This window comes from Huintestinicola sp., from assembly GCF_050874005.1.
Taxonomy (GTDB): domain Bacteria; phylum Bacillota; class Clostridia; order Oscillospirales; family Ruminococcaceae; genus Huintestinicola.
Map to the genome: position 1 here is coordinate 1 of NZ_JBNMJV010000004.1, position 17,815 is coordinate 17,815.

Genomic DNA, 17,815 nt, shown 5'->3' on the forward strand with positions numbered 1-17,815 from the left:
ATATTCTTTTACCGCTTTCAGCTTTAGTTCTGTTGAATACTTCTTGTTCTTATGACTTCTTCTTGGCATAAAATTACCCCCTTAGTGTAGTCTCGAAATTTTTGTTTTTTCGAGTGTCTACTCTAAGGGGATTATATCAGTTCGTGTCAGAGGCGGCTTTTTGTTTTATATATGATACAATATTTTTTTCCAAAAGGTCTTGACAAATTAAAACAGATGTGCTATAATGTATTCGGAACTAAAGTTCCAGTTTATTTCTCTATCCGTATGTTCATATCCACAAGCCCTTCTATCCCGTCCACAACTCCCGAGCAGGAATACTGCCACATTCTGTAGTCATAGGTAAAATTGCAGGTGCGGTTATAGTCTGCAAGCCAGAGGGGTATGTCAGAAAGCTCGCCCATATCATAGCGGAAAATTGCGGTGTTGATGGTAGAGTAGTACATCGGCTCATAGCCTGCTTCTATTATTCTGTCACAGAAAGCACGGCAGCAGGCGGTCTGTATCTCACCCGAAAGCCCCTCGGTACGGGCAGGGTCCTCATCGGTGGGAAATTCCCAGTCGAACACTACGGGGTATGTCAGCTCCGCTCCCGTTTCCGAAAGGAGGGATATCACATAGTCTGCTTCTTCCAGAGCTTCTTCGGGGGTAAGCGCCTGGGAAAAGAAATACACGCCCGTTTCTATCCCTGCCGCCTTTGCGCCTTCAAGATTTCTTCTGAAATATTTATCCTCGGTGAGCTGGCCGGTTTCATATCCACGATAGCCTATGCGGAGAATGGCAAATTCCACTCCGTCTGCTTTAACCGCCTGCCAGTCGATATTCTGCTGATAGGAGGACACGTCTATTCCGAAACGGCTGCGCTTGTTTCCGCTTTCGTCATACAGGGTCTTATGCTTTTTTTCGTCAGTTTCAAGGAGGGTCATATCATAATCATTGAAAATTGCGCCGTTTATTTCGGGGTATTCTATTACGTCTATGCCGTTATCGTATATGTAGACGGTATTTTCGTCCCGTGCATCAAGGAAAGCTGCCGTTCCGAGAACGGCTTCGGTTTCGGGAATTGCTGTCTCAAGAGCCGCATTCAGACGGGATATTTCTGCTTCCGCCATAGTTGCCGACGCTCTGAGGCTTTCATTGTCTTTACTTAGCCCCGAGGCTCTTGCGATAAACAGGCAGGCTGTTCCGAGGGTAAGTGCGGTCATTGCCGAAAGTATGATACAGGGGGCTGTAAGGGGGTTTTTACTCATTTGTGAATATTCCTTTCGTGAGAATTTTGTGTTTTCCGTAAGGAAATCTTTGTCGGCAGACAAAGAAACAAAATTCGGTTTGAAAATCTTTGATTTTGAAACATTTCTCCTTTATTTTGAGATGGCGATAAGGGGAATTGTCATTTCGTCTTCGGTGAGACCTGCGTGGCTGCCTTTGAAACGACTTTCGGAATTTACTATCTGCATATCTCCGATGGCTATGGCAAGGAAATCTCCAAGCATTCTCTCAAGCTTGGGGTGGTTTTGTCCTGAGCCTAAAAGCTGCTTTTGAAGAAGCTCTTCCTTTGTGAGCAGGATAAACTCGTCTCCGAAATGCTCATTGAATGCCGATTTGAAGCGGTCTTTCATTCCGTCTTTTACAAAGAGGTTCAACGCTCTCGGCTCCATTGAGGGCATTCGCACAAGACATTCGGTAAGGTCGGGATAATCGGTCAGGAGATTATTTTTTATATTTATATGCCCGTGGTCGGCGGTGACGATGAGCAGGGTATCGTCAAGGTCTGCGGCAAGCTGCTCGGTAGTTTTTTCCATATCCATAAGAAGCTTCTTTATTTCCTCACCGTCTACGCCGCTTTTATGCATTGTGCAGTCGGGCTCGTCCCAGTAAGCATAGATGTAGTTTCGGTTCGGTTCAAGGCAATGCCTTTTGATATTACCGCATAACTCGCTGTAGGTCTGAGGACATTCTCCCCAGAATTTGGCAAGGTAATGGGCAGTTACTCCCGTTTTGCTTATTCTGTCACGGATATTTTCATAGGGAACATAGGTCCAAGCGGCGTTTATGTCAAGCTGCTCCCCCGTATCGCCGTCCGTGCCGAAAAAATACACGATATTCCTGTCAAGCTCCTCAAAATAGCCCGTCCAGCCAAGCCACGCTGACTGATTTGGGAAAAGTCCGCTGTCCATAGCGGTGGTGGCGGCAACGGTGGTCGAGGGAAAAGTGGAGGAGTATTTCGTTATGAAATGTTTGCGGAAAAAGCCCTTGGGGGAAAGGTGCTTTTCCACAGAGCTTGCTCCCATTCCATCAAGGAGTATGATGACCACGTTTTTATATGGTCTGTTTAAAAGCCTGTCTGCTTGGGGCAGGGTGGGATTTGGCGGCTCTATGCCGTAATATTTCAGTACCGAACAGGCTAAATTCGCTATGCTGTTTTTGTAGTCGGGGTATTTTATGTTCACTTTTCTGCTCCTTGTGTTTTTTTGAAAATCATCTTCTTTATTATATCAGACAAGCAAGGTTATGTCAACTAAATGCAAAAACCGCCCTCGTATCTGACACAAGGTCGGATACAAGAACGTTTTATTGCAGGGAGATGGCGGACGGGGCTTCAGGGACAAACCCTGTCCGCCTGTGAGTATATGCATACGTTTGACCGTATGCAGCAGAAAATAGAAGTAAGCGTTAATAATACGGTGAAATGACAAACAGCGCTCCCCGTAACGGGCAGCGCTGCCTTCAATAAAATCAAACTCTGAACATAAGATCGCCGTATGTGGGGAAGGGCCAGATGGTCTCGGGAGTAATGGTCTCAAGCTCGTCTGCCACTGCTCTGAGACTCTGCATTGCTGCAAATACTGTGTTTCTATAGTATTTTGCGGTTGCTTCTGCATCGCCTGCGTCACCTGCGCCGATAAGCTTTGTATCAAGCTCGTCGATTGCTTCGGAAATGCCTGCGTTAAGGGCTGTTACCTTATCTGCAAGCTTCTTCTCGAGGTCTGCGGATACACCTGCGGACTTCTTGGCATTTACGCTGTCGCAAAGCTCCTTGGCAAATTCCATACCTGCGGGAAGTATCTGCTTCTTTGCCATATCAAGCATTGTGAGTGCTTCGATATTGATGACCTTGGAGTAGTTCTCAAGAATGATCTCAGTTCTGGACTCAAGCTCTGTTCTTGTGTATACCTTGAACATCTCGAACATCTTGACGTTCTTCTCATCTGTATAGTGAGGAACTGCATCAACGGTGGAAACATAGTTGGGAAGTCCTCTTCTTGCTGCTTCCTCTACCCAGCTTGCATCATAGCCGTTGCCGTTGAAGATAACTCTCTTGTGCTTCTTGATGGTCTCAACAAGGAGCTTATTGAGCTCGGAGGTGAAGTCCTCTGCACCCTCGAGTCTGTCGGCAAATTCCTTGAGGGAGTTTGCTACGATGGTATTCAGTATGCAGTTTGTGCAGGCGATAGTCTCGGAAGAACCAAGGCTTCTGAACTCGAACTTATTGCCTGTGAATGCAAAGGGAGATGTTCTGTTTCTATCGGTGGTATCCTTGGGGAAGTTGGGAAGGGCTTCAACGCCGATAACAAATTCCTCGTTGGCACCGGACTTGATCATTTCGCCTGTCTCGAGAGCGTCAAGGATCTGCTGAAGCTCGGAGCCTACGAAAATGGACATAATTGCGGGAGGTGCTTCGTTTGCGCCCAGACGGTGGTCATTGCCTGCGGAAGCAACTGAAAGTCTCAGCAGGTCTGCATTTTCATCAACTGCCTTGATGATAGCGGCAAGGAAGGTAAGGAACTGGATATTGTCCTTGGGGTTCTTGCCGGGGTCAAGAAGATTCTGACCGTCGTTGGTGGAAATGGACCAGTTATTGTGCTTACCGGAACCGTTAACGCCTGCAAAGGGCTTTTCGTGGAGGAGGCATACAAGACCGTGCTTGAGCGCTACCTTCTTCATAATTTCCATTGTGAGGGCGTTCTGGTCGGCTGCTACGTTAGATGTTGTAAAGATAGGAGCCATCTCGTGCTGTGCGGGAGCAACTTCGTTATGCTCGGTCTTGGAGTAGATTCCAAGCTTCCACAGCTCTTCGTCCAGCTCGGTCATATAATCGTGAACTCTTGTCTTGATATTTCCGAAGTAGTGATCCTCAAGCTCCTGACCCTTGGGTGCCTTTGCACCGAAAAGGGTTCTGCCTGTGTAGATAAGGTCTTTACGCTGATCGTAAAGCTTCTTGTCTACGAGGAAGTATTCCTGCTCGGGTCCTACGGTGGTGGTTACTCTTGTTGCCTTGGAGCCGAAAAGCTTCAGAACTCTTACAGCCTGCTCGGAAATTACCTCCATTGAACGGAGAAGAGGAGTTTTCTTATCAAGTGTTTCACCTGTGTAGGAGCAGAATGCTGTGGGTATGTAGAGGGTCTTATCCTTGATAAATGCAGGAGATGTGGGGTCCCAGGCTGTATAGCCTCTTGCCTCAAAGGTGGCTCTCAGACCGCCAGAGGGGAAAGAAGACGCATCGGGCTCGCCCTTGATAAGCTCCTTGCCGGAAAATTCCATTATTACCTTGCCGTCATCTGTGGGAGAGATAAAGGAATCGTGCTTCTCGGCGGACAGACCGGTCATAGGGTGGAACCAGTGGGTATAGTGGGTAACACCCTTTTCCACTGCCCAATCCTTCATTGTTGCGGCGATAACGTCCGCTACATCGGGATCGAGAGCTGTTCCCATTGTCTTTGTTTTAAGCAGGGACTTGTACACATTCTTAGGAAGTCTCTGCTTCATTGTTTCCTCATTAAAAACGTTGCAGCCGAAATAATCGGGCACGTTCTTAATTCCCTGAACTGTTGACTCTGACATATTATATTCCTCCCAATTCATCAAAAACAAAAGACGCCGAAGCACAGCTCACATATAAAATGAACTGTCCATCGGCGCCGTTGCCTTTGAATTATTAACTTGTTTCTGAGTACAGTATTATAATACACTATATATTTTAGTTTGTCAAGACCTTTTTTGAATTTTTTGCAAGATTTATAAATTATCCTGCATTTTGTGGCAGTTTTTTCATAATTCAGCCTATTTTATAAGGGATATTATGAATTTGCAGCCGCAAGTTGTTTCAAAATGCTTACGGAAGCAGACGGTTAAGGTCTCTGGGGAACATTGAAGCCTGACGGACATTCTGTGCGCCGATAAGCTTCATTACAAGTCTCTCAAGTCCAATTCCAAGACCGCCGTGAGGAGGAAGTCCGTACTTATGGCTCTCAAGATAGCTCTTGAAATCATCGGGGTCCAGTCCCTGAGCCTTCATCTTCTCGATCTGCTCGTTGTAATCGTGGATACGCTGACCGCCTGTGGTTATCTCAAGTCCTCTGAAAAGAAGGTCGAACTTGCAGGCTGTTCTGGGGTCTTCCTTGTCGTTCATTGCATAGAAAGGAGGCTTGGAGGAGGGGAAGTTTGTTACGAAAATAAACTCTGTGCCGTAGTTTTCCTTTGCATAGTTGCAGAGGAACACCTCGTCCTCGGGTTCAAGGTCAAACTTGTTCTTTGCCTTGCTGCCCTTGATGAGAGCAACTGCGTCCTCGAACTTTATTGCAGGTATCTCGGTTATCTCGGGGATATCTGCGCCGAGAATGTTTATCTCCTGTGCATAGTTTTCCTTGAGATATGCCATAAGATAACGGAGCATTGCTGTCTCCATATTCATAACGTCGTACATATCGTTGATGAAGCCCATCTCAAAGTCAAGTCCGATATACTCGTTCAGATGACGGGAGGTGGAGTGGCGCTCTGCACGGTAAACGGGAGCTATCTCGAATACTCTGTCAAAGAATGCCACCGCTGCCTGCTTATAGAACTGGGGGGACTGATTGAGGAATGCCTCGTTGTCAAAATAATCGAGACGGAAAATGTTTGCTCCGCCCTCAGCGCCCTGTGCTACGATCTTGGGGGTGTGTATCTCGGTGAATTTATTTTTAAGCATAAACTCTCTGAAGCCCGAAACTACGCCCTCCTGGAATTTGAAAACGGCTCTTTCATACGGATTTCTGAGAGAAACGCTTCTGTTGTCAAGATTTACGTCCAGACTGCAGCCCAGCTTCCTTGCGGAAACGTGGAGAGGATAATCATAATCGGGCTTATGGATAAGCTTTATGCCTGTAAGGGAAAGCTCAATGCCGTTATATGCTCTGTCGTCATTTTTAACAACGCCCTTTGCGGTCACAAAGCAGCCTTCCTTGATACCGTCGATGCTGTCGGGGCAGGTATCGGGGGAATAGACTGTCTGGATAAGATATCTTGCGGTCCTGAGAATTACAAAGGCGAAACCGCCCATCTTCTTTACCTTATGAACGCAGGCGGAAATTTCGATCTCTTTGCCCTCGCTGCTCTTTGCTTCGTCGAGATCAAACTCGTTTATCAGCGTTTTTCCGTCGATTTTCTCCATTTAGAATTACCATCCTTTCTGAGCCTTGCGAAAACACAAGACCCGTCCGAAAGTCAGCGCCTTCGGACTTTACGGCATTGGGACACTCCCTGCCGTCTTTTCCATAAAAATGATTATATCATACCTTTTAACGGTTGTCAATATGCTTATTCCATAAGCTTTTCGGTCACGGGACCGAATTTTGATACTATATCTATAATATAGACTGCAAGCAGCACCCAGAAGCTTACGCAGGATACCATTATGGGAAATGTTCTCTTGCGGTGATACTCCGTGCTTCGGGGAAGCTCTATGCTGTGACGTGCAAGAAGTATGACAAGGGTCACGATGCCTATTACAAAAAATACTCCAAGTACGCACAGCCAATAGGTATTTGCAGTTTCGTCATCGGTAAGGAATGTGAGTATACTGCACGAGACTGCAAAGAAATTGATGAAAATATGTCCCGCTATGGGCAGCAGCAGCGAGCCTGTTTTAACTGCGGCATAGCCGAACACCAGTCCTACGCAGAAGCCAAGTATCATCTGGAGAAGATTTCCGTGCATCAGTCCGAAAATAGCTGCAGACGCAAATATGGCAAAGCGCTGACTCACGGTACTGAGACGCCTCAGTATAACTCCTCTGAACATAAGCTCCTCGCCTATGGGAGCAAGTATTGCGGTCATTATTATATCCCAGACAAGATATGGAACGGACAGCTCTTCCTCCGACAGATACTCCTCTTTTATGGGTGAAAAGCCTGCCGAAAAGCAGCCGCTTATGACTACCTGCTGGAGTATAACGCTGACGGAGTAAAACAGCATCACCATTCCGAAAAATGCAAACACCCTGCCTGCAGTTATGTCCTCTGTGCGGAAATATTCCGAAAGCTTTTTCCTGCCTGAACTCTTGTCATAAAGGAATATACCGAGACAGAAAAGAATGGACGGCAAAGACCCTGCTATGGCATAGGGAATATCCACTATCTGGGTATTATCTTCGTTTACCCTGAATTCATAGCCAAACAGCATCATTATCACAAATATGACATTTGCAAGGACAACACTGCCTATGTTGTGGATAATGGCTTCGGTAAATGCGGTGCGGTAATTGCGTTTGATGGCTCTGCGCTCGTTTTCCGAAACGGGTGCCTCGCTCCTGTAATATCCGCCGCCCGGGGTATAGGGCTGATATGCGGGATATGGAGCGTGGCTTTGTCCTAAGGGGTCATTTCGATTTTCTTCCATTAAATGCTCCGTTCTCAGCCTAAGTAACGCATTACTCCAACTACCTTTCCGATAATGGTGCACTCGTCGGAAATAATAGGCTGCATTGTGTCATTTTCGGGCTGGAGACGGTAATGTCCGTCTTCCTTGTAAAAACGCTTTACGGTGGCTTCCTCGTCCCCTACCATAACTGCTGCAATCTCGCCGTTTTCAACGTATTCGGACTTTTCTACGATAACGAAATCGCCGTCTAAGATACCTGCGTTTATCATACTTTCGCCTCTGATCTTGAGAGCAAAAAGCTCGCCTGTGTAGGTCTTGTTGGGCAGGAAGGATATGTATTCCGAAATATCCTCAAAGGCTGTAACAGGCTGACCTGCGGTGATGGTGCCCACAACGGGAAGTCTCATTATGCCGTTTCCTGCAAGCTTTACGGCACGGTTCTTGCCCTCTATCTTCTCAAGATATCCCTGATCTACAAGGAAATTTACATATCTTGCGGCGGTGGAGGTGGAAGCGATGTCAAGGTCACGGCAGATCTCTCTTATAGAGGGGGAATAGCCGTCCTCTGTTCTCTGCTTGATGTACTCGTATACCTTCTTGTGGATCTCTTTCATTTTCATAATGATCTTCCTTTCATATTTTAAATATTATTGTTTATATTTTGCCTTCAGCTTATCAAGGATAAGCCAGGCGCATTTGTTTACATCTCCGCAGCCCATTGTAAGGATAAGGTCTCCGCTTTGGGCGTGTTCTGCGGCATATTCGGCGCAAAGCTCAAAGTTGGCGTCGTGTTCCTGTTCCTCGAACCATACTGCTCCGGGAACTTTTTCACCGATGTCCTTATCATAAATGTTGTAGGTGTTCTTCTCACGTGAGCCCATTATGGCGGTGATTATGCACCTATCGGGAATGGACAGCACCCGTATGAAATCGTCAAGGAGCAGGGCTGTTCGGGAGAAGGTGAAGGGCTGGAACACCGCCCAGACCTTATTAAAGCCCATATCGGCAGCAGCTCTGAGGGTAGCTTCAAGCTCTGCGGGGTGATGACCGTAATCGTCGCATACGGTTATGCCGTTTACCTCGCCGTACTTTTCAAAGCGGCGCTTTGCCCCACGGAAGCTGTCAAGACCTGCGGATATCATATCTGCGTCCGCTCCCGACATATATGCTGCAGCTGCTGCAGCTACGGCATTAAGCACATTGTGGATACCCGGAATATGGAGCCTTGCATGAGTAAAAAGCTCTCCCTTATGATAAATATCGAACTCGGTGAGAAGTCCGTTTACCCTGCTTACATTCTTCGGGTACCAGTCGTTTTCCTCGGAATTTCCGAAGGTGACTGTTTCCTTGTCAAGACCGCTTATAGCTTTGCGTGTGTTTTCATCGTCCCCGTTGGCGATTATCCTGCCTGCAAGGGAGCAGAATTTGTTAAAGGAGGCGATAACGTTGTCAAGGGTCTTGAAATAGTCAAGATGGTCGGCGTCAACGTTCAGCACTACGGCTATATCGGGAGACAGCTTCAGAAAATGATCCACAAACTCGCAGGCTTCGCACACCATTGTATCGGAAGTGCCTACACAGCCGCTTCCCCCTATTATGGGCAGTTTTCCGCCGATATATGCGGTGATGTCCATTCCGCCCTGCTTTAAGATCTGGGTTATCATCGAGGTAACGGTGGTCTTGCCGTGAGTTCCGCTTACGCAGACTGCATTTTTATACCAGGAAGTGACTATTCCCAGCAGGTCGCTTCTTTCAAGAACAGGGACTCCGCTCGCCTTTGCTGCAATAAGCTCGGGATTATCCTGCATAATTGCGGCAGTGTGGATTATAAGGTCGGCGCCCTTTATATTCTCCGCACGCTGACCGAGGAACACCTCTATGCCCATTGCTCTGACGGCTTTAAGGGTGTCTGTCTCGTTATTGTCCGAACCTGTTATGTGATAGCCCTTTGCCTTTAGTATCTGTGCAAGGGGATACATTCCGCTGCCGCCTATGCCTATCATATGAATGTGATGCTTATCCTTTAAGACATCATCATCAAATTTACGCATATAGTTATTCAAAAGTTTCACCTCTGTTTATAAAATTTTAAGAGTCATATATTATAATTGAATTACGGATTGGAAAAACTTTCATTTTCCAAATTTCTGAATATTGCAGCGCAGCGGAAACATACTACTATTATCCGAATGCCGCAGATTTTAAGGAGGACATATAAAATGACAATCACCGATATCAAGATCCGCAAGATCATTCCCGAGGGCCGTCTGAGAGCTGTTATTTCCATCACTATTGACGACCAGATCGCCATCCACGACATCAAGGTAGTCCAGGGCGACGCAAGACTTTTCGTTGCAATGCCCAGCAGAAAGGACGAGAACGGCGTTTTCAGAGATATCGTTCACCCCATCTCCCCCGACGCAAGACAGTCCATTGAGGGTCAGATCCTTGACGCTTACACACGCCACATCGAAATGATGCAGGCTGAGGCAGAAGCAGAGCAGGCAGGCCTTATCTGATCATATCAGCTATCCGGGATATCAGATGTCTCTCCCCCGTTTCTTACCGGAAACGGGGATTTTTATTTGCCCTCATCAATGAGCATTTTTGTTTTGAGAAGGGCGATCTGGGTCTTGGCGTCGGGAATTTCCCCACGCATTACCATCCGGACCGCTTCGTCAAGAGGTATGCGGAGCACATCAAGATACTCGCCCTCGTCGGTATGGGCTTTGCCGAAGCTCAGACCCCTTGCAAGATACATATGTATCTTTTCTGTGAGATATGCAACCGAGGGGTAGCAGACCCCCAGATAATCAAAGCTTTCGCACTTTGCTCCCGTTTCCTCCTCAAGCTCTCTGAGGGCAGCTGATCTGTGATCTTCACCTATCTCAAGCTTGCCTGCGGGTATTTCAAGAAGAGGCTCGCCGAAAGCGTATCTGAACTGCCGCACCATTATGACCTCATTTTCATCGGTGAGAGGAACAACACACACGCCGCCCGAGTGGATAACAAGCTCTCTGGGGGCAACGGTACCGTCCTCAAGCTCCGCCTTATCCTTTCTGACGGTGATTATCCGTCCCTCGAACACGACTTCCTTTTCTATAGTTTTCTCACTTAAATGCATTTTTAAGCAAACCTCCGTTAATTTGACCGAAAATCGCACTATTTCAGCGAAAGTCTGTTTCACTAAATTTATTATATCACATATTGAACAATTTAACAAGTCAAAATTCAGAATTTTTTTTATTTATTTCTGCTGATTTTTCTTGTTTTTTATTAGTAAAAATATTATAATAGTATATGTATATGTATTTTAAGCCAATCAGCCACACTTTTCATAACAAAGAACGGAGACTTTACGGATATGGAAGAAAATGTAAACATTCAGGGCCAGCCCGAAAACAACGGCTCCGAAGGGGAAACTTCCTTAGGAGAGATGGACGTTAAAAAGATAAACGTTAACATCATCGACGGCGGACGTGACGGCTCAAACATAAAGGAGCCTAAGAAGGAAAATAAATTTCTGAGCGGGATAGTCAGCTTTATAAAATCAAAGAGAAGCTATATATTTGCCTTTTTTATCCCTGCCCTGCTGCTTTTTGCCGCATACGCCTGCTTCGGCGTTCACCCCTTCGGGGATATGTCCGTGCTGGTACTCGACCTGAACGGACAATATGTTTATTACTTTGAAAATCTCCGTGATATCCTTCACGGTAACGGCAGTCCCTTTATCTCCTGGAGCCGTAACCTTACGGGAGAAATAATGGGAATATTCGCCTATTATCTGGCAAGCCCCTTCACCTTGATACCGATGATACTCCCTCGCTCGATGATGACCGAGTCTCTGCTTATAATGCAGCTTTGCAAGGTGGGTACGGCTTCGGTGACATTTAACTATTATCTCAGGCGCTCAAAGGGCTGCAAAGGCTCTACAGCTATGCTTTTCGGCATACTTTACTCCCTTATGGGCTATATGATAGTACAGCTTATGAACCCGATGTGGCTGGACGGTCTTATCTATCTGCCCCTTATCGTTTACGGCATTGAAAAGATAATCGACGACAACTGCTGGCTCCGCTTTATCATTCCCCTTGCGCTTATGTATATGGCGCATTTCTACATCGGCTGGATGATAACCTTCTTCTCTATCATCTATTTCCTTTACTACTATTTTGCAGGCAAGAAAAATTACACCCATTCCTTTAAGTCCTTTTTCTTTGCGGGAGTGAAATTTGCCGTTGGCGGTGTTATTGCGGCAATGTCCGCCGCCTGGGTGCTTCTGCCTCTGTACAACTCCTTAAAGCTCGGCAAATTTGAATTTTCAGACCCAAGCTACGCTCTTAAAACTCAGTTTGACTTCATTGATTTCTTTAAAAATCTCCTGCCGAACGTGTATGACACCTGCCGCCCCGAAGGTTCTCCCGTTGTTTACTGCGGCGTACTTACGGTGATACTCATTCCTTTGTTTTTCTTAAACAGCAAGATACGTTTCAGGCAAAAAATGGGTCTGGGCGCTGTGCTGATGTCTGTTCTCCTGTCAATGTATCTCTCCACCGCAGACCTTGCGTGGCACGGATTTCAGGTGCCGAACTGGCTCCCCTACCGCTACAGCTTCACATTCAGCTTTGTTCTCCTTGTAATGGCGGCTATGACCTTTGAGCGCCTTGAGGGCATTACCATTAAGGAAATCGGCGTTACGGGCTTCGGACTTATGCTCTATGCCTTCTATGTGGGCAGACAGGATTTCAAGGGCGTTGACCTTACTATGTCCGTATGGTACACGGTGCTTTTCACACTCATTTACTGCATCGTTCTCAGAAGCATAAAAATGTCCGACAAATCCAAAAGGGCAGTTCTCACCTTTGTTATAGGTATTTTCACAGCAGGCGAACTTTTCGGCTCCACACTTTCCACTATGGAGGCTATAAACAAGGACGTTGTTTATTCAAAATACTCCTCCTACAACAGATATATCACTCTCGGACGTGACACCGTAAAGAAAATTCTCGATCAGGACAGCTTTGATGAAGGCGGCGTTTACAGGATAGAGAAAAATTACCACCGAACCGTAAATGACGCTATGGCAATGGGCAGCTTCGGCATTTCACACTCAAGCTCCACCCTTAATGCCGCTCCCATACAGTTTTTGCGACGTCTGGGCTTCTCCTACGGCGGTCACTACATCAAATACAAAGGCTCCACCTATGTCACCGACTCGATCCTCGGCATTAAATATGTAATGGAAAAGGAGTCTATCGCAAGCGACGAGGCAGACGAAAACATCTCCGCAGAGGAAAAGATACCCGAAAACAAGCACTATGACAAGCTCGTCCTTACAAACAAGGACGAAAAGGATATATTTGCGGTCTATGAAAATCCCAATGCCCTGCCCATCGCATTTATGGCGGACAGCTCCATTCTCGACGTGGAGTTCGGAACGGACAATCCCTTTGAAAACCAGAACAAGCTTCTCAGCCACCTGGTTTCCGATGAATACACCCAGTATTTCAAGCAGATATCCGTTGACAAGACCATTCCCGAAAATGCAAAGCAGACAAGCTATGGCGCACATACCAAATATGTTCCCGTAGAACAGGGGAAAAATTCTCACATTGAGTTTATTTTTGACGCTCCCACCGAGGATATGATATATATGTATCTACCCTCAAGCTACGAGAGAAAGGTAAATCTCTGGCTTAACAAGGAGTTCCTCGATTACTATTTTGAGGGCGGAAATATGGTCATTCAGACTCTTGGCAGGTTTGACAAGGGCGAGGAAATTTCCCTTATCGTCACCATCACCGAGGAAAAAAATGAGGTGCTTTTCAAGGACAAGCTTTTCTATTATCTTGACGAGGAAAAGTTCACCGAGGACATAAACAAGCTCAAAGAACACGGTCTTAAAATGACCCACTTTGAGGAAGACCACATCAAGGGCGAGATAACCGCCGAAAAGGACGGTGTGATGTTCACCACCATAAGCTGGGAGCCGGGCTGGACTATCAAGGTGGACGGCGAAAAGGTGGAGCCTGTTAAGGTATGCGACGCTCTTATCGGCGTTGAGCTTACCGCAGGCACTCACGAGATAGAAATGACCTTCTTCCCCGCAGGACTGAGCGCAGGCATAATCATCTCTCTCTGCGGCATTATCGCAATTATCATAATCGCTGTTACCGAAAAGAAAAGCGATAAGATACTTCTGGACAGACTGAACGATTAAAGAAAGGCGGCAAAATGGCTCAGACAGTTATAATAACAGGCGCATCCCGTGGAATAGGCAGGGAATGTGCAAAACAGTTTGCAAAGGCAGGCTACAATGTTGCCGCTGTATATCACAAAAGCAAGGCGGAAGCGGAAAGTCTCAAGGCTGAGATAGGCTGTGAGATATTCAGATGCGACTGCGCCGTATACAGCGAGGTATGCGAGGCTGTTGTGGAAATCAGCTCAGTTTTCGGCGGCGCCGATGTGCTCATAAACAACGCAGGCATTGCCGAACAGGCTTTGTTTTCGGATATTACCGAGGCAATGTGGGACAATATGTTTAACGTGAATGTTAAAAGCGTTTACAGCTTCACACACGCCGCTCTCCCCTATATGATACACAACAAGTACGGCAGGATAATAAACATCTCCTCTATGTGGGGACAGGCAGGAGCCTCCTGCGAGGTGCATTACAGTGCCGCAAAGGCGGCGGTGATCGGCTTTACAAAGGCTCTGGCAAAGGAAGTGGGGCTGTCGGGAATCACGGTAAACTGCATTGCCCCGGGGGTCATTGATACGGATATGAACGCTCATCTTGACGAAGAAACAATGGCATATCTCAAGGAGGAAACGCCTATGAACAGGATAGGCACTCCCGAGGATATTGCAAGAACTGCCCTTTTCCTTGCGGACAAAGGCTCCGATTTTATTACGGGACAGATAATAGGCGTTAACGGCGGATTTATTATTTAAGGGATTTCCCGGGGAGGACTGAAATGAACGAGATACAGCTTACGGGCATATGCGCCGAGATCGCCCGTCTGATGATAATATACGGCGCTGAGATATATCGTGTGGAGGACACCATTACCCGTATCTGCCGTGCCTACAAGCACGAGGAGGCGGAGATATACGCAACCCCCGCAAACTTCATAATCACCGTCAAGGACAAAAACAGCGTGCCATATACCGATTCAAAAAGCATTTCGGGACGGGACACAAACCTTGACAGGGTGGGAAAAATAAACGAGCTTTCCCGTTTCATCTGCACCGAAAAGCCCGAAGCGGAGGTCATACTCCACAAGCTTCAGCAGATAAAGGAGCGTAAGACCTACAGCCCTGCTGTTATCTATTTAAGCTATTTCATAACGGGAGCGGCGTTCACTCTTTTCTTCAAGGGCGAGCCTCTCGAAGCGCTGTTCGGCGGACTGTTGGGACTTGTGATAAATTTCATTACCGTAAGGCTCCGGAAGGTCAACGCCAGCGCATTTCTGAACGCTGTGGTATGCTCAATGGCAGTGTCGCTTTTAGCGGTGATAATAAGCTCCATCGGCTTTGTTCCCAGATTTGACAAGATGATAATAGGCGCATCAATGGCTCTTGTCCCGGGAGTTGCCCTTACAAACTGTATGAGAGACTTTATCTCGGGGGACTTCATTTCCGGCATATACACCCTTACCGAAGCGCTTCTTATCGCTGTCGGAATGGCGGTGGGAGCAGGCTCGGCGGTAGCTGCTGTAATAAAATTCTGAAAGACGGTTTTAATTTATGGATATCACAAACGATATTGTTATTCCCTGCATATGCAGTTTTGTGGCGTGCGCCGCATTCGGTGTGCAGTTCAATATCCGCTTCAAGCACCTGATAGCCGCCTCGGTAGGGTCGCTGGTGAGCCAGCTTATCTATACGCTCCTCATTATGAACGAATTCGGGGAGATACAGACCTGCTTTATCTCGGCGGCGGCGGTGGCGCTGTTTTCCGAGGTAATGGCAAAGATAAACAAAGCTCCCGTTAATATGTATCTTATCGTGGGCATAATCCCTCTTGTGCCGGGCGGACTCACCTATTACGCAATGCTGGCTCTCGTTATGGGCGATAACGACACCTTCCTTGACAGGGCGATAGACGCATTCGGAATGGCGGGAGCAATTGCAATGGGCATATTCTTTGTTTCCTCGGCGGTAAGGCTCTACAAGGATTTCAGGCGGCATTACAGGCAAAATCTTAAAAAGGCATACAAGAAGCTGTCCTCAAAGGACGGAAGAAGCGTTAAAAAATTTTAAGCGGGTGCGGGTGACGACCCGCGGCGGCGGGGGACGCCCCGCAGCGAGGTCGCGCTGTCAGTTTTGCGGATTTTTTAGCTTTGTCTCCGCGCCGACAGATATGTTATTGCTCAACAAAGATAAATCATGATTTAGCAGGCTCAGCCCTCTTCTGATTCTTGAGGGGCTTATTTCTACAGTTACCGAGCCGCATATATAACGTCCCAAATAAACTATAGAACGATTGGCTGCAGGCTCAGCCTGCCCTGCTGAAAGGATAATTATAATGAACATAAAAAGAGATTTTCCAAAAGTAACAGTAACCGAAAAATGCCGCAAGCGTACCTCGGGCGGTCACCCGTGGATATACGATAACGAAATAACCGCCGCCGATAATATCACAGATGGTGCACTTGCCGATGTCATTTCCGAAAAAGGTCGGTATATGGGCACAGGCTTTTTCAACTCAAACTCAAAAATTCGTGTAAGGATAATTTCCCGAAATGCCAATGACACCTTTGACGAAGGCTTCTGGAAACGCCGCCTGGAGTATGCCTACAGCTACAGAAAGACGGTAATGACCGAGGAGGATATGAACGCCTGCCGACTTATTTTCGGAGAAGCAGACGGTTTCCCGGGGCTTACGGTGGATAAATTTAACGACCTGCTCTCAGTTCAGATACTTTCCCTCGGAATTGAGCAAAGACGGGATATAATTCTCCCCGCACTTATGGATATTCTCAAAGCCGACGGTGTAAAAATAAGGGGCATTTATCTGAGAAACGATGTAAATATCCGCACCCTTGAGGGAATGAGCGAGGAAAAGGGCTGGTATTTCCGAGAGGAAAACACCTCTCCCCTGACCGAAATAGTTGAAAACGGCATACGCTACAGCGTTGATGTGGAAAACGGTCAGAAAACAGGCTTTTTCCTTGACCAGAAATACAACCGCCGTGCCGCCGCTTCTATCGCAAAGGGCAAAAACGTTATCGACTGCTGCACACACACAGGATCTTTTGCACTTAACTGCGCAAAAGCGGGTGCGGCTCACGTAACGGCGGTGGACGTTTCCGCACAGGCGGTGGAAATGGCACGTTCAAATGCAGCACTCAACGGTCTTGAGGGAAATATGACCTTTGTGCAGAGCGATGTTTTCGATTTTCTGAAAGCACGTATCGAAGCTCACGACAGGAGTGCGGATTACATAATCCTTGACCCTCCTGCATTCACCAAGTCACGAAAGACTGTGGGAAACGCCCGAAACGGCTATCTTGAGCTGAACACCCTTGCAATGCGCCTGCTCCCCCGAGGCGGCTATCTTGCCACAGCCTCCTGCTCCCACTTTATGACCGAGGAGCTTTTTGCTCAGATGCTTAAAGATGCGGCAAAGGCGGCGGGAGTTGAGCTCCGTCTCATAGAGCTTCGCCGTCAGGCTCCCGACCACCCTATTCTTATGTCGGTTGATGAAACGGAATATCTGAAATTTTTCCTTTTGCAGATAATATAGGCGGGTGACGGCGGGTGACGACCTGCGGCGAGGTCACGAAGTTACTTTACGGGAATTTGTTACTTTGTCACCGCATCGTGTTTTATGTCACAAGACTAAATTATTTTTGATTAACAAAATTTAGTTTTTCTTAAACCTGTTAGCGAGTATGCAAAGGGACAACCTAAGGGGAGGGGGGAAGAACTAAACCCAACAAAAATGCGGACTTCCCCCCTCCCCTACGGTTTTCCCTCTGCACACTCTTTCCCTACCCCCTCTCCCCTTTCCGCATTTTTACAGATAGATAGGGATTGAGATTTTTTCTTGCTGTAATAAAATTTTGTTCGGGTCATTTCACATCGTCATTCCTTTTTTGCGGTTTCCCACGTTCTGTTATGGAGCATACGCCCATTCTGCTTAGACTTGAGGTTGGAATTTTTTTATTGG

At 47.0% G+C, this 17,815-nt stretch carries 14 protein-coding genes; 6 read left to right on the forward strand and 8 right to left on the reverse strand.

Features of this window, described 5'->3' with window-relative positions; genetic code table 11:
- Window positions 1-251 precede the first annotated feature (251 nt).
- From ACR0QN_RS02235 to murC, 7 genes are all read right to left on the reverse strand, one after another.
- Window positions 252-1,250 (reverse strand): glycoside hydrolase family 25 protein, encoded by a 999-nt coding sequence (locus tag ACR0QN_RS02235; protein WP_432649563.1) that lies wholly within the window; start codon window positions 1,248-1,250, stop codon window positions 252-254.
- Window positions 1,251-1,361: 111 nt separating this feature from the next.
- Window positions 1,362-2,450, reverse strand: coding sequence for an alkaline phosphatase family protein (locus ACR0QN_RS02240; RefSeq protein ID WP_432649564.1), 1,089 nt, complete (start codon window positions 2,448-2,450; stop codon window positions 1,362-1,364).
- A gap of 286 nt (window positions 2,451-2,736) precedes the next feature.
- Window positions 2,737-4,842 carry a glutamine synthetase III gene (locus tag ACR0QN_RS02245; RefSeq protein WP_432649565.1) on the reverse strand — a complete coding sequence of 702 codons (2,106 nt, stop codon included), beginning with the start codon at window positions 4,840-4,842 and terminating at the stop codon, window positions 2,737-2,739.
- A 271-nt stretch (window positions 4,843-5,113) separates the two neighbouring features.
- A complete protein-coding gene (gene aspS, locus ACR0QN_RS02250; protein ID WP_432649566.1) occupies window positions 5,114-6,430 on the reverse strand; it encodes an aspartate--tRNA(Asn) ligase in 1,317 nt (438 codons plus the stop codon).
- Between the two features lie 146 nt (window positions 6,431-6,576).
- Window positions 6,577-7,656 (reverse strand): CPBP family intramembrane glutamic endopeptidase, encoded by a 1,080-nt coding sequence (locus ACR0QN_RS02255; RefSeq protein ID WP_432649567.1) that lies wholly within the window; start codon window positions 7,654-7,656, stop codon window positions 6,577-6,579.
- A gap of 14 nt (window positions 7,657-7,670) precedes the next feature.
- Window positions 7,671-8,258, reverse strand: coding sequence for a transcriptional repressor LexA (lexA, locus tag ACR0QN_RS02260; RefSeq protein WP_432649568.1), 588 nt, complete (start codon window positions 8,256-8,258; stop codon window positions 7,671-7,673).
- A 27-nt stretch (window positions 8,259-8,285) separates the two neighbouring features.
- Window positions 8,286-9,689, reverse strand: coding sequence for a UDP-N-acetylmuramate--L-alanine ligase (gene murC / locus ACR0QN_RS02265; protein WP_432649663.1), 1,404 nt, complete (start codon window positions 9,687-9,689; stop codon window positions 8,286-8,288).
- Between the two features lie 168 nt (window positions 9,690-9,857).
- Here murC and spoVG point away from each other — a divergent pair, with 168 nt between their 5' ends.
- Window positions 9,858-10,157, forward strand: a complete 300-nt coding sequence (gene spoVG / locus ACR0QN_RS02270) for a septation regulator SpoVG (RefSeq protein WP_432649569.1) — start codon at window positions 9,858-9,860, stop codon at window positions 10,155-10,157.
- Between the two features lie 62 nt (window positions 10,158-10,219).
- On the opposite strand, the gene ACR0QN_RS02275 is transcribed toward spoVG, so the two are convergent.
- Entirely contained in the window at window positions 10,220-10,762 is a 543-nt protein-coding gene (locus tag ACR0QN_RS02275) for an NUDIX domain-containing protein (protein ID WP_432649570.1), read from the reverse strand.
- Window positions 10,763-11,002: 240 nt separating this feature from the next.
- Here ACR0QN_RS02275 and ACR0QN_RS02280 point away from each other — a divergent pair, with 240 nt between their 5' ends.
- From ACR0QN_RS02280 to ACR0QN_RS02300, 5 genes are all read left to right on the forward strand, one after another.
- Window positions 11,003-13,858 (forward strand): YfhO family protein, encoded by a 2,856-nt coding sequence (locus tag ACR0QN_RS02280; RefSeq protein WP_432649571.1) that lies wholly within the window; start codon window positions 11,003-11,005, stop codon window positions 13,856-13,858.
- Window positions 13,859-13,872: 14 nt separating this feature from the next.
- Complete coding sequence (gene ymfI / locus ACR0QN_RS02285; RefSeq protein WP_432649572.1) at window positions 13,873-14,592, forward strand: elongation factor P 5-aminopentanone reductase; 720 nt, start codon at window positions 13,873-13,875, stop codon at window positions 14,590-14,592.
- Between the two features lie 23 nt (window positions 14,593-14,615).
- Window positions 14,616-15,371, forward strand: a complete 756-nt coding sequence (locus ACR0QN_RS02290) for a threonine/serine ThrE exporter family protein (RefSeq protein ID WP_432649573.1) — start codon at window positions 14,616-14,618, stop codon at window positions 15,369-15,371.
- A 16-nt stretch (window positions 15,372-15,387) separates the two neighbouring features.
- Complete coding sequence (locus tag ACR0QN_RS02295; protein WP_432649574.1) at window positions 15,388-15,903, forward strand: threonine/serine exporter family protein; 516 nt, start codon at window positions 15,388-15,390, stop codon at window positions 15,901-15,903.
- A 265-nt stretch (window positions 15,904-16,168) separates the two neighbouring features.
- Window positions 16,169-17,389, forward strand: coding sequence for a class I SAM-dependent rRNA methyltransferase (locus tag ACR0QN_RS02300; protein ID WP_432649575.1), 1,221 nt, complete (start codon window positions 16,169-16,171; stop codon window positions 17,387-17,389).
- The last annotated feature ends 426 nt before the right edge of the window (window positions 17,390-17,815 follow it).